Below are 13,864 nucleotides of genomic sequence, written 5' to 3' on the forward strand. Positions count from 1 at the left end.
TCCCCGACACCTGGACATTTGATATGTCGGCGAGAGTAGCGTTTGCATACTGATGGGCACAGGCCCAGTTAATTTAAAGTAGATAGGTACAGCTTGGGCTGTATGCTAACCAAGCAAGAGCTCCGGCAATCGGCCAAGGGCTTCGGTTCGCGAGGCGCTCCAGGGATGCGCATAGCTGATCCGTAGACAGTTGCCGAACTGACCAGAAACTGAAAACAGTGGGCCGGGTGTAATAATCACGCCGGCCTGCAGAGCCGGCAAATACGAAGACAGCGTGTCGACGTGTTCCGGCAATTCAACCCAGACCGCCAGCCCGCCTCGGGGGGTACTCACCCGAACCTCAACCGGCCAGAGTTGGAGTGAGGCAATCAGCTTGTCCCGATTGGCCCTCAGTTCATGGCGCTGACGCCGGAGGTGGGATGAAAGAGAGCCATCGGCCATATAATCCGCCACCCCCTGCTGGAGATAGCGACTGCTGGCCAACTGGGTAACAAGTTTCAGGTGCAGAATCCGATCGTGCCAACGAGCACCAGAGATCCACCCTAGCCGTATATCCCGCGACAGGCATTTTGAAAAGGAGCTGCACAGGATTACACGATGATCAACATCCAGAGCTTTCAGAGGATCTGGTGCCCGGCCCAGCGCGGTGTCAGCGTAAATATCGTCTTCAATCACCGCCAGGTCATGCCGCTCCGCCAGCGCAAGCAGGCGCTTCTTACCATCCTCCGGCATCAGAGCTCCGCCAGGCGTCGCGAACGACGGCGAGACAATACACGCCCTCACCTTCCAGCGCTCCAGCACTTCTTCGAGGGCGTCCATATCCATACCTGTTTCCAGGGATGTCGGGACTTCCACCACCCGCAGGCCGAGCTGTTCCAGTAGCTGCAAGACGCCATAGAATCCGGGGGACTCCACCGCCACTACATCCCCTCTTTCACACGACGCCATCAACGCGAGAAAAAGAGCATGTTGGCAACCAGAGGTGATACAGAGCTCATCCGGCGATACAGTCCAGCCTCGCCTGCCGTGGTGCAGAGCCAACTGCTCTCGAAGACCGTGAAATCCGGCGGGCTCATCGTAGTACTGATAGTCCTCGCCTTTTTGCCGTCGAAGCGCGCGCCCTATCGACCGGTTCAACGTCACTATGCCTGGAGGAAGGTCGCCACTGTGCAAATCCGGCAACAGATCGAATGCAGCACTCCGCCCCATGATATCGAGCAGTAGATCACTGACATTAACCGGACGCGGGGCTTCGATACGGGCACGACTGACAGGCTGTTTTACCCCATCCGGCTGCAGGGCAACGAAGTACCCCGCTTTCGGGCGAGCCTCAATTAATCCTTGGGCTTCCAATCTCTGTAACGCGTGTTGAACCGTCGCCTTGGACAGTTTCTGTTCCCTGCACAGCGTCCGGATTGAAGGCAGGCGCTCGCCCAGCCGCCAACGCTGCTCAACAATCCCCTGCAACAGCCAGCTTTCAAGCTGCTGATAGCGATATTCGCCTGTCATTTAACGGTCTCATTTCTGTCCCGATTTATTTCAAATTCTTACACCTGCACTCACCGGAGATGCAAGCGTCATCCAGGCAGGTGCAAATATAGGTAATGACCGACGGAAGGGTGGTACACACAGGCTGGCTTGAGATCGTGTTGATCTTGTCGTTTCCGTATCAGCGGGTCGTCGGGAAAGGCGCGTGGGCGACGGTCACCTGTCGCGCAACGGCATCCTCCCCCGACAAACGGAACTTTAGAGCAGTTCTCCGTTGGCTTCCGCCGGCGCTTCAGCGGCAGCCTCTTTCTTTTCCGGCTTGGGCATCAGCTTGTCACGGACCTTGGCTTCGATTTCGTTGGCGATGTCCATGTTCTCCTCCAGGAACTTGCAGGCGTTCGCCTTGCCCTGGCCAATCTTGTCGCCATTGTAGGAGTACCAGGCACCGGACTTGTCCACAAAGCCTTCCTTGACACCCATATCCAGTACTTCGGCCATGTGGTAGATGCCCTTGCCATACATGATCTGGAACTCGGCCTGCTTGAACGGCGGGGAGACCTTGTTCTTCACCACCTTGACGCGGGTCTCGTTACCGACCACCTCATCGCCTTCTTTCACGGAGCCGATCCGGCGGATGTCCAGGCGCACGGAGGAGTAGAATTTCAGGGCGTTACCGCCGGTGGTGGTTTCCGGGCTACCGAACATGACGCCGATCTTCATCCGGATCTGGTTGATGAAGATCATCAGGCAGTTGGCGTGCTTGACGTTACCGGTCAGCTTGCGCAGCGCCTGGGACATCAGACGGGCCTGCAGACCAACGTGGCTGTCGCCCATCTCACCTTCAATTTCCGCCTTCGGCGTGAGCGCGGCAACGGAGTCGACAATGATCACGTCAATGGCGTTGGAGCGGACCAGCATGTCCGCGATTTCCAGGGCCTGTTCCCCGGTGTCCGGCTGGGACACCAGCAGGTCGTCGACGTTGACACCCAGTTTTTCGGCGTAGACCGGATCCAGCGCGTGCTCGGCATCCACGAAGGCACAGGTTTTGCCGGCCTTCTGGGCTTCAGCAATCACCTGCAGGGTGAGCGTGGTCTTACCGGAGCTCTCTGGACCGTAGATCTCGCAGATCCGACCATAAGGCAGACCACCGATACCCAGAGCCACATCCAGCCCCAGGGATCCGGTAGACACCGCAGGAATGGCTTCACGGGGCTGATCCCCCATCTTCATGACGGCACCCTTGCCGAACTGGCGTTCAATCTGGCTCAGTGCTGCGCTCAGTGCTTTCTTGCGGTTGTCTTCCATCGGTGCAAAACCCCTTGTCGACTGGGCTGCCAAGCCATTCCGAGGTATTGGCAGCGGAATCCGGAAAGGAAACCACTGTATTCATCCAGCAGATTCCCTGTATATTTGAACAGTATTAAAACACAAGCGATCGGGGAGACCAACCCCTTGTCCCGTGAACCCGATCAAGAAATATGTCACTCCCCTTCAAGGAAGCCGGTAACTGCCTGCAATGCAAACAAAACCGACTGGCGACGCACGTCATCACGATCACCGTCGAAATGTCTGACCGTTGCCCGGGTCTGGTCCGGCCCACTGCCCCACGCAAACCACACCGTTCCCACCGGCTTGTCGGGAGTGCCACCGCCGGGACCTGCCACGCCACTGATCGCCACCGCGACGTCCACGCCCGCAGCCCGGATCGCGCCCGCCACCATCTGGCGGACGACCGGCTCACTGACGGCGCCATACTGTTCAAGGGTTTCCTCCGCGACCCCGAGCAACGCTTGCTTGGCGCTGTTGCTGTAGGTAACCAGACCCGCCATCACATAGGCGGAGGATCCGGCACGGTCCGTCAGCACCTTGGCAACCCAACCGCCAGTGCAACTTTCCGCTGTGGCAATGGTACGGCCCTGCTCCTGCAGCAGTTTACCCAGGCGGACACCGGTCTGCGCCAGTTCCTGATCACTCGTCGCCATGATGCGCTCCTTAATGTATGGGGATACAAACCCTTCATTTCATCGCCGCCGTTATTTTCTTACAATTCACGGCTTCATCCAAAAGCAAGGCAATCCGGAACCGTCCATGTCAGCAGCCCAGACCGATCTCTCCAAGCACACACCAATGATGCAGCAGTACCTGAAGATCAAGGGCCAGCATCCCAATGAGCTGGTGTTCTACCGCATGGGGGATTTTTACGAGCTGTTCTATGAAGATGCCAAGAAGGCTGCCGAATTCCTCGACATCACCCTGACCGCCCGCGGCCAGTCCGGAGGCAGCCCCATCCCCATGGCAGGCGTGCCGTTCCATTCTGCCGAAAGTTACATTGCCCGTCTGGTCCGGGCGGGTCAATCCATCGCCATCTGCGAACAGATCGGTGACCCGGCCACCAGCAAGGGACCGGTAGAAAGGCAGGTCGTCCGGATTGTCACCCCCGGCACCCTGAGCGACGAAGCGTTTCTCGAGGACCGGCGGGACAACCTGCTGGTGGCGATCTACAGTCACCGGGAGCAGTTCGGTTTCGCCTCCCTCGATATTTCCAGCGGCCGTTTTGCGGTTTCCGAACTCGACGGCCTGGAGGCGCTCCAGGGCGAATTACAGCGGCTGCGCCCGGCCGAACTCCTGATCAGTGAGGATTTTCCCTACGGCGAAATCCTGGAGGGCTTTACCGGCATACGCCGCCAGGGCCCATGGCTGTTCGAGGCGGACACGGCCCACCGGGTGATTACCCAGCAGCTGCAGGTTCGCGACCTCACCGGTTTTGGCTGTGAAGACCTGCACCTGGCCATCTGTGCCGCCGGCTGCCTGCTGCAGTATGCGAAAGAGACTCAGCGCACTGCGCTGCCCCATATCCGCAAACTGACCCGGGAACGCCGCGAGGAGGCCGTGATTCTTGACGCCACCAGCCGGCGCAACCTGGAGATCGATACAAATCTCATGGGCGGCCACCAGCACACCCTTGCCTGGGTCATGGACCGTACCGCCACCGCCATGGGTGGCCGCGAGCTGCGCCGGTGGCTCAACCGCCCGCTCAGGGACGTGGATGTGGTCCGCCAGCGTCAACAGGCGGTTTCCGCCCTGCTCGACGGATTCCATTACGAGCCGGTGCACGACCTGCTCAAGAAGGTAGGGGACATTGAACGCATACTCGCCCGGGTGGCGCTGCGATCGGCGCGGCCCAGGGACCTGGCACGGCTCCGGGATGCCTTTCAGACATTGCCCGAGCTCCAGGAATCCCTGAAACCGGTCAACTCCCACCACGTGGTCAGGCTGGCAACCACGATCGGCGAATACCCACAGCTGTCTGACCTGCTGGAGCGCGCCGTCATTGACAACCCACCGGTCGTGATCCGGGATGGCGGCGTTATACGGGAAGGCTTTGATGAAGAGCTGGATGAGCTGCGCAACATCAGCGAAAACGCCGGCCAGTACCTGCTGGACGTTGAAACCCGGGAGCGAGAGCGCACCGGGATCAGCACCCTGAAGGTAGGTTACAACCGGGTCCATGGCTATTACATCGAGATCAGCCGTGCGCAATCCGACCAGGCACCCGCGGACTACATCCGCCGTCAGACCCTCAAAAACGCCGAACGGTTCATTACCCCGGAACTGAAGGAGTTCGAAGACAAGGCCCTGAGCGCCAAGAGCCGGGCACTGGCCCGGGAAAAGGCCCTGTACGATGAAGTGCTGGAAAGCGTCGCCGAACAGCTGGCGCCCTTGCAAGATGCCGCCCAGGCGCTGTCCGAGCTGGATGTGTTGAGCAACTTCGCCGAGCGGGCAACCTCCCTGCGCTTTGCGCCACCGGAATTTACCGACAAACCGGGATTTGACATTGAAGAGGGCCGGCATCCGGTAGTCGAGCAACTGCTGGACGAGCCGTTTGTTCCCAACGATCTGCTGATGGACACCAAACGCCGGATGCTGGTCATAACCGGCCCGAACATGGGCGGTAAGTCCACCTACATGCGCCAGGCAGCATTGATCGCGCTGCTGGCCTATACAGGAAGCTTTGTGCCCGCCAACCGGGCGGTACTCGGGCCGGTGGACCGGATTTTCACCCGCATGGGGTCCTCCGATGACATCGCCGGTGGCCGCTCTACCTTCATGGTTGAAATGACAGAGACCGCCAACATCCTGCACAACGCCACCGAGCACAGTCTCGTACTGATGGACGAGGTGGGCCGGGGCACCAGCACCTTTGACGGTCTGTCCCTGGCGTGGGCTACCGCCGAGCACCTGGCGAAAAACATTCGCTGTTATACCCTCTTTGCAACGCATTACTTCGAACTGACCCAGCTGGCCGATGACCTGGAGCATGCCGTCAACGTGCACCTGACGGCCACCGAACACGACGACAGCATTGTCTTCCTGCACAATGTCCACGATGGCCCGGCAAGCCAGAGCTACGGCCTTCAGGTCGCCCAACTGGCGGGAGTACCCCAGGATGTCATCCGCAACGCCAAGACGCAGTTGACCCACCTCGAAGGCAGCGCCACCCCTACCGCACCAGTGAGTGACCGGGGCCCGGAGCAGCCGGAATCCGGCCAATCCACGGCCAGACAGACAGTGAGCGAACCGATACTTCAAGGTGACATGTTTGCCAGTCTCGAGCCCAGCGCGGTGGAAGAGGCACTGAAGAAGCTCGATCTCGATGATCTGACACCCAGAGAGGCCCTGAACCGGCTTTACGAACTCCGGGATTTAATGGATAAATAACGGGAAAGTTGCGCGGAAATGACCTATGTAATAAGGATATAGCAGGCGAAAGCTTGCCCCTTCAGGGACCGCTCCCTACAATATCGCGCACTTAATTATAAGGTAGGGGCTCGCACTATCCGGCTCCTGATGAGACTGAACACTCTACGACCAGGGATCTGACTATGGCTTTTATCGTTACTGATAACTGCATCAAGTGCAAATACACGGACTGCGTGGAAGTCTGCCCCGTGGACTGCTTCTATGAAGGCCCGAACTTTCTGGTAATCGACCCGGACGAGTGCATCGACTGCGCGCTGTGTGAGCCCGAGTGCCCGGCCGAAGCGATCTTCTCCGAGGACGAGCTGCCGGCGGATCAGGAACAGTTCGTGGAAATCAACGCCGAGCTGGCCGCCAAGTGGCCGAACATCACCGAGAAGAAAGATCCTCTGCCGGATGCAGAGGAATGGGACGGCAAGCCCAACAAACTGCAGTACCTGGAGCGCTGAGTTCCGGTTCCGGATTGAAAAAGGGAAGCCTGGGCTTCCTTTTTTATTGGCCGGCCACTGTCGCTCTGCTCAGGTGGTCGCGAGTTTTGCGCCCATGGCCACGAAAAATCCGCCCGTAAGGGTATTGAGGGCCCGACTCAACCGCGCGTTGGCGCGCAGGTGACGAAAGGTGGCCACAACCCAGGCCAGCCCGCACTGCCACACCATGGCCAGCACGAAATGCAGCGCCGCCAGCACCAGTGACTGCTGGAATGCGTTACCGGCAGGATCCACGAACTGCGGAAGCAGTGCCATATAGAACAGCGCCGTCTTGGGATTCAGGACGTTCGAGAGCAACCCTTCCCGCAGTGAGACGGCCATACTGGCCGTTCGCACTTCCCTGACCGGGACCGGCGCGGTTTCTGCCCTGCCCCGGAATGCCTGACGCAGGGAGCCAATGCCAAGCCAGACCAGATACAACGCACCCAGCCACTTCAGAGCGTTAAACGCCCAGGCCGTCTCGACCAGAAGAATGGAGATACCCAGGGCAGAGAGCGTGGCGTGGATGAACAGGCCACTGCAGATACCCAGGCTGGTGACACACCCGTCTTTCAGACCGCCCCGACCGGTGTTGCGCAATACCAGCAAGGTGTCCACGCCGGGCGTGATGGTCAGCAGTGTAATGGCGATCAGATACGCCCAGATCAGGTCAGGAAACACGTTACCCCCGAAATGCCGGGGCGCCTGTACTAGTCTTCCCCGGCCAGTAATCTCTTTGCCGCCGCAGAGCGATAAAACGAGGAGAGCCTGCGGCGAACCAGGGCCTCAAGATAGCCCTCTTCCCGCAACACGTCTATAACCGGAACCCCGTAGGCCTCGATTTCAGTGCGAATCACCTCACGGGTGACCCCGACATCATTCAGCAGGTCCGTCACTGGCCGGTCGCCATACTTGGCGAACAGGTGCTCCACCACCGCGCGGGCACAGCCTTCAAAATAGCCGGTCTTGCGGAACTGCAACCAGAACTCGTAGCCAAGGACCACAAACTCCTGCAACTCGACGTCGCCCAGCCCCTCACGAAGCTCGGCGACGGTCTTGTCTTCCACGGCGACCCACGCCGCCATAACGCTGTCCCGGAGTTCGTCGTCGGTGAGCGCCCGGTGCAGGAACGCCTCGCTGCGGGCAATCAGGCCGGGCAGACTGTCCGAGAGCCAGGCCTTGATCTGCCGCTCAAAGGTCTCGTCCAGGCCCGGCACTGCCTTGTTGGCCACCCTCTTGCCGAACTTCATCATGGACCCGACTCCGGGTACAGAGCGGGCGATCAGGTTGTCCTCGTACAGATAGTTCACCAGGCCGTGGTAAACCACATTGGAAACCAGTTCCTGATAGACCGGATGGGCCATGATCTCGCTGATGACCCGCTCGCGCTGCTGCCGCAGCTCAAGTGCTTCCTCCAGGAACCCCGTCGCCTGCTCCCGGGACAGGATTTCGCCAAGCGTGGTCTCGGCCTGGACCGGCGAATTGATCACTTCCGTTGCCATCTCGGCCGCCAGTTCCGGGATACCGGCATCCAGCTCCATGTCAACGACAATGCGCTGGATCACCCCCATCACCCGGTCGATACTGGTTATCCGGTCCAGCGTAATCCGTCCGGCATGATCCAACAGCTCGTCCAGCTCCCGCTCCAGGAACTTTTTCAGTTTCGCCCCTTTCAGCGTGGCCATTTCATGGCGGACATGCTCCTCGTACAGCCGTTCGGCCAGATTGCCAGTGGACTTGGTCATGGTAGGTTCAATCCTTATGGGCGATGGAAACCGAAGCCCCGAGGCTAACACGAAGCCAGCCTTCGGGGGTTTGCCCAAACTACAGAATTACCGTTGCAGACGGGTCAAGGGACTGATTTCCGAACAGGTCGGCGCCCACTATTCACTGGAAATCATTGAAGGTATGCGGTTCCGCTGCCAGCGCCAGACACAGGCTGCCGGGGCCGACATAGATACTGCTGGTAATCCCCATCTGGGACAACAACAACTCGACACCGTTGCGCTCGCAGGCGTCTCTCAACCGGTTTAACCCGGGCAAGTCCTCGATTTCCGTCCAGGTGAGGCCGCAGGAGAGACTGACATAGGGGGTGAGCAGGCCGGCATCGACCCTTGCGGCGGCGTAGTTCATGACCTTTTCTACCGCGACATCAAAATTGCGGGTCTTGGCCGCCGGCTGGCCCTCGGCGCCCCGACCGAAGATCACCGGTGTGATATTCAACGCCTTGCCAAGGAAGGCCACAACCGCCGAGATGCTCTTGTCTCCACGACGGCGGGCACGCTCGCGGATGTAATGCAGATCCCTGGGAATAACACAGGTATAGATCTTGTCCGTAAAGGATTCCACCTCGTGACGCAGCGCATTCTTCGACAGTTTCTGACCGATCAATCTCAGCGTGTGGGCCGCGAGCAGGCCCTGGCCGGCAAAGATCTGTTTGCTGTCGATCACGCGCATTGAGAATTTGCCATCCCGGCCCGCCGCGGCCCGGGCCTTCTCATAGTTAGCCAGGACACTGTTCATGGCCTTGGTGGCGTTCTCGAAGATGAGACTGCGGCTACGGGTGACCGTTTCACAGATGGCGACGTCGAACTGGGTTACGATCTTTTCCATGAACAGATCGTGGATCTGCTCCTCTGTGAAGGCGCGGGTCTCCGCCTGGTGTCCCTTCTGCAGAAGTCCGCTCTGGTAGAACTCCTGGGTGCGTACCGGGTCGTGTTCATCGATGTAGGTCTGGCCGTCGATCACGGCGGTCACGGGAAGAATGAACAGGTCGTGTTTGCGACTGAACTCATAAGGCAGATCACAGGCGGAATCCACGATCAAACCGACGCGCATGGTGAGGCTCTCCAGCTGCGGGCTATTCCTCGACCGGGAACGCCCTTTATTGTCATTATTTTGAGTCGCCAAGTGTTACATAAGCGGCCCGTAATTACAGCACCCCCTCAACTCCGGGCGCCGAGGTCCTCCAGTTCCCGCAGGTTCTCGGCCAGGAGCCGTCGGTTATCCTGTTGCCAGGGATGGAACCCCTTGCGCAGGTAGGCCAGGAACTCAGGCAGGCACTGGCGGATGACTCCGGGCCTGCCCCACAGGAAATTCAGCCCGCCCAGCCAGGTTCGAATACTCCAGAGCTTGCCATCGGTGCGTAACAGGCTGCAGGTATTGAGGAAGGTGTACTTGAAGAAATTCCAGGTCACGAACAGGAACACAATCCGGCGCACTCGCTCATCACCGACACAGGCCCGGTAGACATCAAAGGCGACCGACTTGTGTTCGGTTTCCTCGATGGCGTGCCAGCGCCAGAGTTGTCTCATGGCCGGGGTCGCCCCCGCCATCCACTCGGGGTTCTTCAGGATCGCATTGGCCAGAACCGCCGTGTAGTGCTCAGCACCGCAGGTACCGGCCAGTTGCCGGCTCGCCGGCAGCTTCGCGACCCACTCCATGTGCTTTCGGAAACGCCGGTCGATTCCGTCAATGTCATAGCCGCGGGCTTTTAACGCTTCGTTGTAGCTCTTGTGCTCTCGGCTGTGCAGGGCCTCCTGGCCAATGAAGCCCCGGATTTCCTGTTTCAGCTTGGGATCATCAATCCGGTCCCGGTACAGTCTGACCGCATTGATGAACTGTTGCTCGCCATCGGGAAACTGGAGCGACAGGGCATTGAAAAAGGCGGTGCGGAAAGCATCGTCGCCATGCCAGAAGGTCTTGAGGTCCTCGCTGACGTCAAAGTGGATATGCCGGGGTGCCACAGACACTCCTTCCGGAGTCGAGCTGACTGACATGGTAGCCTCCTGTTGTCGGTAATGTTTTTGTTATGCAGGCAACAACGGACAAAACGTAACCAGGTGTTCAGTTTAAACCCGTTTTCAAAACAGAAGGAAGGAGCTGGGCAGAATTCACTGACACTTTGTCATTAAATGACAACGGGGTCAGACAGGGGATGATTAAAAAAGGGAGGCATGGCTGCGCCGATGCCTCCCAAGGACACACAGAGGGGTAAGCAAGCCTCCGCGATGCACGGAGACTGCCGGTTCAGTGTTCTTCAGCCGCCCGGATACCCGGGGCTTCAGGATCTTCGGTAAATCCAAGCAACTTGGTGCGCTCAATCAGGAAGTACAACACGGCGCCAGTCGCGAGCCCCCAGCCGGCACCGTAGACCGCGAGCACCACACCCATGGTGCCGGCAATGCCGCGCTCGGTGTTGTTCTCCAGTTGTTCCAGGCCGACCATCAGGCAGATGTAACCGGTCAGCAGCAGGGTAAGCGACAGGGCAATGGGCAGCACCGGCTGGAAAAAGCTCACCAGCGGGAGGATGAACAGGGCAATGAAACCGGTAATCCAGAATGTGCCTCCACCGCTGTAGATCGAATCCATGGCGTTACGGCCATACTTGTAACGCTCAGCCATGGTTGCGGTAACCGCAGTCCAGATCGGGCCGGCCAGGCCGGGATATGGCGCGAAGAACGCATGCCCACCGTTCCGTATCGCCGTGACCAGATGGACTCGGTCGATGCTGTTGTCGATATCTTCGTCCTTGCGCAAGTGATCGACACGGTTCATCAGGGACTGCCCCACCACGATGTCCCCGAAGGCAATGACGTAGGCGATCACAGCGGTCGGAATGGCGTACAGGAACACACTGGAATCCGGGAAACCGACCGCAAACGGCAGGTAATTCCAGAGTTCGTCAAACGCCGGTTTGGTAATGCCCCATTCCACATTGGGGACTTCGTATTCGCCGGTCGCAAAACCAACGAGGATGGCCACCACCATGCCTGGCACCATGCCGTAGTTGGCAATTTTGCGGGCAATGGAATTGCTCTCGACAAAGCCCTTGAACGACACCGAGAACATCAGATACAGGCACACAAGCCCGCCGATGATCAGCGAGATCGGGGTGTTTGCCAGGCGGCCGCCGGCTTCGATTTCTCCCATCAGGGCGGCAATACCGGCACCGATGATGATGCCACCTTTCATGGATCGGGGGATCAGCTCGACCAGCTTGCTGCCCAGGCGGGTGATCCCCAGCACCAGGAAGATGACGAACACGAGGAACTGCAGCGCAAACAACGCCTGGATCGCCTCTGGACCCGGCTCATAGTCACCCAGAAACAACAGCACCACGGGAATTCCCGGGGTAATCCAGCCCGGCACCAGCGGCACCCCCAGCAGGGCCGGCAACATGAAGCCGATGCCGCAGATAACAACGTAGGCCAGAGCCACGTCGTAGGGGACCCCGAGGTATTTTTCCAGCAGCGGAATCATCGCCAGACTGACCACGAACATGATCAGGGCCTGGACCATTTCCGCAAATTCCCAGCGGTAATGGACGAACGGAAGGCGAATCTTGAAGGGGCCAGCGGGCCAGTATGGCTGCTCTTCGCCACTCCTGCGGTGGAACATTTGCATAATAAGGTCTCCGGACCCACGCGGACGGCGTGTGCCTGTTGGTGTTGTTCTTGGGGGTGAGATGCCGGCTGCGCCAGGCTGGCGCAGCCGGTCAGGGAATCAGTCCAGCTCTTTGGCCTGATCCCGCAGCACGAACTTCTGGATCTTGCCCGTGGAGGTCTTGGGCAGTTCCGTGAAGACAACTGTTTTTGGCACTTTGAAGCGGGCCAGGTGCTCGCGGCAGAAACTGATGATGTCCTCCTCGCTGACCTCACCGGCCTCAGGCTTCAGGGTGATGAACGCACAGGGAGTCTCGCCCCACTTCTCGTCCGGGCGGGCAACCACCGCCGCTTCCAGCACCGCCGGATGACGGTACAGGGTATCCTCGACCTCGATGGTGGAGATATTCTCGCCACCGGAGATGATGATGTCCTTCAGGCGGTCCTTGATTTCCATGTAACCGTCCTCGTGCCACACTGCCAGGTCACCGGTGTGGAACCAGCCGCCGCGGAAGGCTTCTTCAGTCGCGCTCGGGTTCTTCAGGTACCCCTTCATCACGGTGTTGCCGCGCAGGAAGATCTCGCCGATGGTTTCGCCATCCTTGGGCACCGGCTCCATGGTGTTGGGATCACCAACCATGGTGCCGGCCAGCGTATGGTAACGAACACCCTGGCGCGCCTTTTTCCGGGCCCGGTCGTGCAGAGGCAGCTCATCCCATTCGGACTTCCAGGCACATACGGTCACCGGGCCATAGACCTCGGTCAGACCATAAACGTGGGTCACCTTGATGCCCATCTCCTCTACGGCACCGATGACCTGGGCGGGAGGCGCCGCACCGGCTGTCATGGACTTCACCTCGTGATCAATCCCGGCCTTGGCGGCGGCCGGAGCATTGAGCAGTGCATTCAGGACGATCGGCGCACCGCACATGTGGGTCACCTGATGATCGCGGATCAGCTGCAGGATCTTCTCGGGGTCCACCCGGCGCAGGCAGACATGGGTACCGGCCATGGCGGTAATGGTCCAGGGGAAGCACCATCCGTTGCAGTGGAACATCGGCAGAGTCCACAGATACACCGGATGCATGTCCATGGACCAGACGGCCTGATTGCCCAGCGCATTAAGGTAGGCGCCGCGGTGGTGATAAACGACACCCTTGGGATTACCGGTGGTTCCGGAGGTGTAGTTCAGGGAAATCGCGTCCCACTCGTTCTCCGGGAAGCTCCACTGGAACTGCGGGTCGCCCTCCTGCAGGAAAGCCTCGTAATCAAGATCGCTGACCTGCACGCCCTCACCGTATTCGGGATCGTCCACGTCAATCACCAGCGGCTTGTGCTCCAGGTGCCGGACGGCATCCTTGATCACCTGACCGAACTCGCGATCCGCGATAACGACCTTGGCCTCGCCATGCTCGAGCATGAAGGCAATGGCGTCAGCATCCAGGCGAACGTTCAGGGTATTGAGCACCGCGCCGATCATGGGCACACCAAAATGGCTCTCTACCATCGCGGGGATGTTCGGCAACATCACGGCAACGGTATCACCAGGGCCGATACCACGACCCTGCAGGGCCGAGGCCAGGCGGCAACACCGCTCGTAGGTTTCTGCCCAGTTATAGCGGATTGCACCGTGAATGATGGCCGGGTATTCCGGATAAACACTCGCGGTGCGCTCGATGAAGTCAATCGGAGACTGAACGGCGTAGTTGGCATCAACGGGCGCCAGGCCCTGGTCAAAAATCGAGGTCATTATGGGTTCCTCTTGGA

11 protein-coding genes are annotated in these 13,864 nt (G+C 59.4%); 2 read left to right on the forward strand and 9 right to left on the reverse strand.

Going from position 1 to position 13,864, the window contains the following annotated elements; genetic code table 11:
- Positions 1-105: 105 nt before the first annotated feature.
- The 3 genes from MD273_RS17910 to pncC form a co-directional block, all read right to left on the reverse strand.
- The gene (locus MD273_RS17910) at positions 106-1,509 is read right to left on the reverse strand and encodes an aminotransferase-like domain-containing protein (protein WP_239039156.1); all 1,404 of its coding nucleotides are present in this window, start codon (positions 1,507-1,509) and stop codon (positions 106-108) included.
- A 237-nt stretch (positions 1,510-1,746) separates the two neighbouring features.
- On the reverse strand, positions 1,747-2,793 hold the full coding sequence (gene recA, locus MD273_RS17915) for a recombinase RecA (protein WP_239039157.1): 1,047 nt from the start codon (positions 2,791-2,793) through the stop codon (positions 1,747-1,749).
- A gap of 176 nt (positions 2,794-2,969) precedes the next feature.
- Positions 2,970-3,470, reverse strand: coding sequence for a nicotinamide-nucleotide amidase (gene pncC, locus MD273_RS17920; protein WP_239039158.1), 501 nt, complete (start codon positions 3,468-3,470; stop codon positions 2,970-2,972).
- A gap of 106 nt (positions 3,471-3,576) precedes the next feature.
- Between pncC and mutS the strand changes: the two genes are divergently transcribed.
- Both mutS and fdxA read left to right on the forward strand, forming a co-directional pair.
- The gene (gene mutS, locus MD273_RS17925) at positions 3,577-6,207 is read left to right on the forward strand and encodes a DNA mismatch repair protein MutS (RefSeq protein ID WP_239039159.1); all 2,631 of its coding nucleotides are present in this window, start codon (positions 3,577-3,579) and stop codon (positions 6,205-6,207) included.
- A gap of 164 nt (positions 6,208-6,371) precedes the next feature.
- Positions 6,372-6,695 (forward strand): ferredoxin FdxA, encoded by a 324-nt coding sequence (fdxA, locus tag MD273_RS17930; protein WP_239039160.1) that lies wholly within the window; start codon positions 6,372-6,374, stop codon positions 6,693-6,695.
- A 69-nt stretch (positions 6,696-6,764) separates the two neighbouring features.
- Here fdxA and MD273_RS17935 read toward each other — a convergent pair whose 3' ends face one another.
- From MD273_RS17935 to MD273_RS17960, 6 genes are all read right to left on the reverse strand, one after another.
- Positions 6,765-7,394, reverse strand: a complete 630-nt coding sequence (locus MD273_RS17935; protein WP_239039161.1) for a LysE family translocator — start codon at positions 7,392-7,394, stop codon at positions 6,765-6,767.
- 29 nt (positions 7,395-7,423) lie between these two features.
- Positions 7,424-8,458 carry a hypothetical protein gene (locus MD273_RS17940; protein WP_239039162.1) on the reverse strand — a complete coding sequence of 345 codons (1,035 nt, stop codon included), beginning with the start codon at positions 8,456-8,458 and terminating at the stop codon, positions 7,424-7,426.
- Between the two features lie 142 nt (positions 8,459-8,600).
- On the reverse strand, positions 8,601-9,551 hold the full coding sequence (locus tag MD273_RS17945; RefSeq protein ID WP_239039163.1) for a DegV family protein: 951 nt from the start codon (positions 9,549-9,551) through the stop codon (positions 8,601-8,603).
- Between the two features lie 107 nt (positions 9,552-9,658).
- Positions 9,659-10,492: a metal-dependent hydrolase gene (locus MD273_RS17950; protein WP_239039164.1), complete on the reverse strand. Its 834-nt coding sequence runs from the start codon at positions 10,490-10,492 to the stop codon at positions 9,659-9,661.
- 250 nt (positions 10,493-10,742) lie between these two features.
- Positions 10,743-12,119, reverse strand: a complete 1,377-nt coding sequence (locus MD273_RS17955; RefSeq protein WP_239039165.1) for a solute carrier family 23 protein — start codon at positions 12,117-12,119, stop codon at positions 10,743-10,745.
- A 99-nt stretch (positions 12,120-12,218) separates the two neighbouring features.
- Positions 12,219-13,847 carry an acyl-CoA synthetase gene (locus MD273_RS17960; protein ID WP_239039166.1) on the reverse strand — a complete coding sequence of 543 codons (1,629 nt, stop codon included), beginning with the start codon at positions 13,845-13,847 and terminating at the stop codon, positions 12,219-12,221.
- Between the last annotated feature and the right edge of the window lie 17 nt (positions 13,848-13,864).

The organism is Marinobacter sp. C7, from assembly GCF_022343555.1.
Lineage (GTDB): Bacteria > Pseudomonadota > Gammaproteobacteria > Pseudomonadales > Oleiphilaceae > Marinobacter.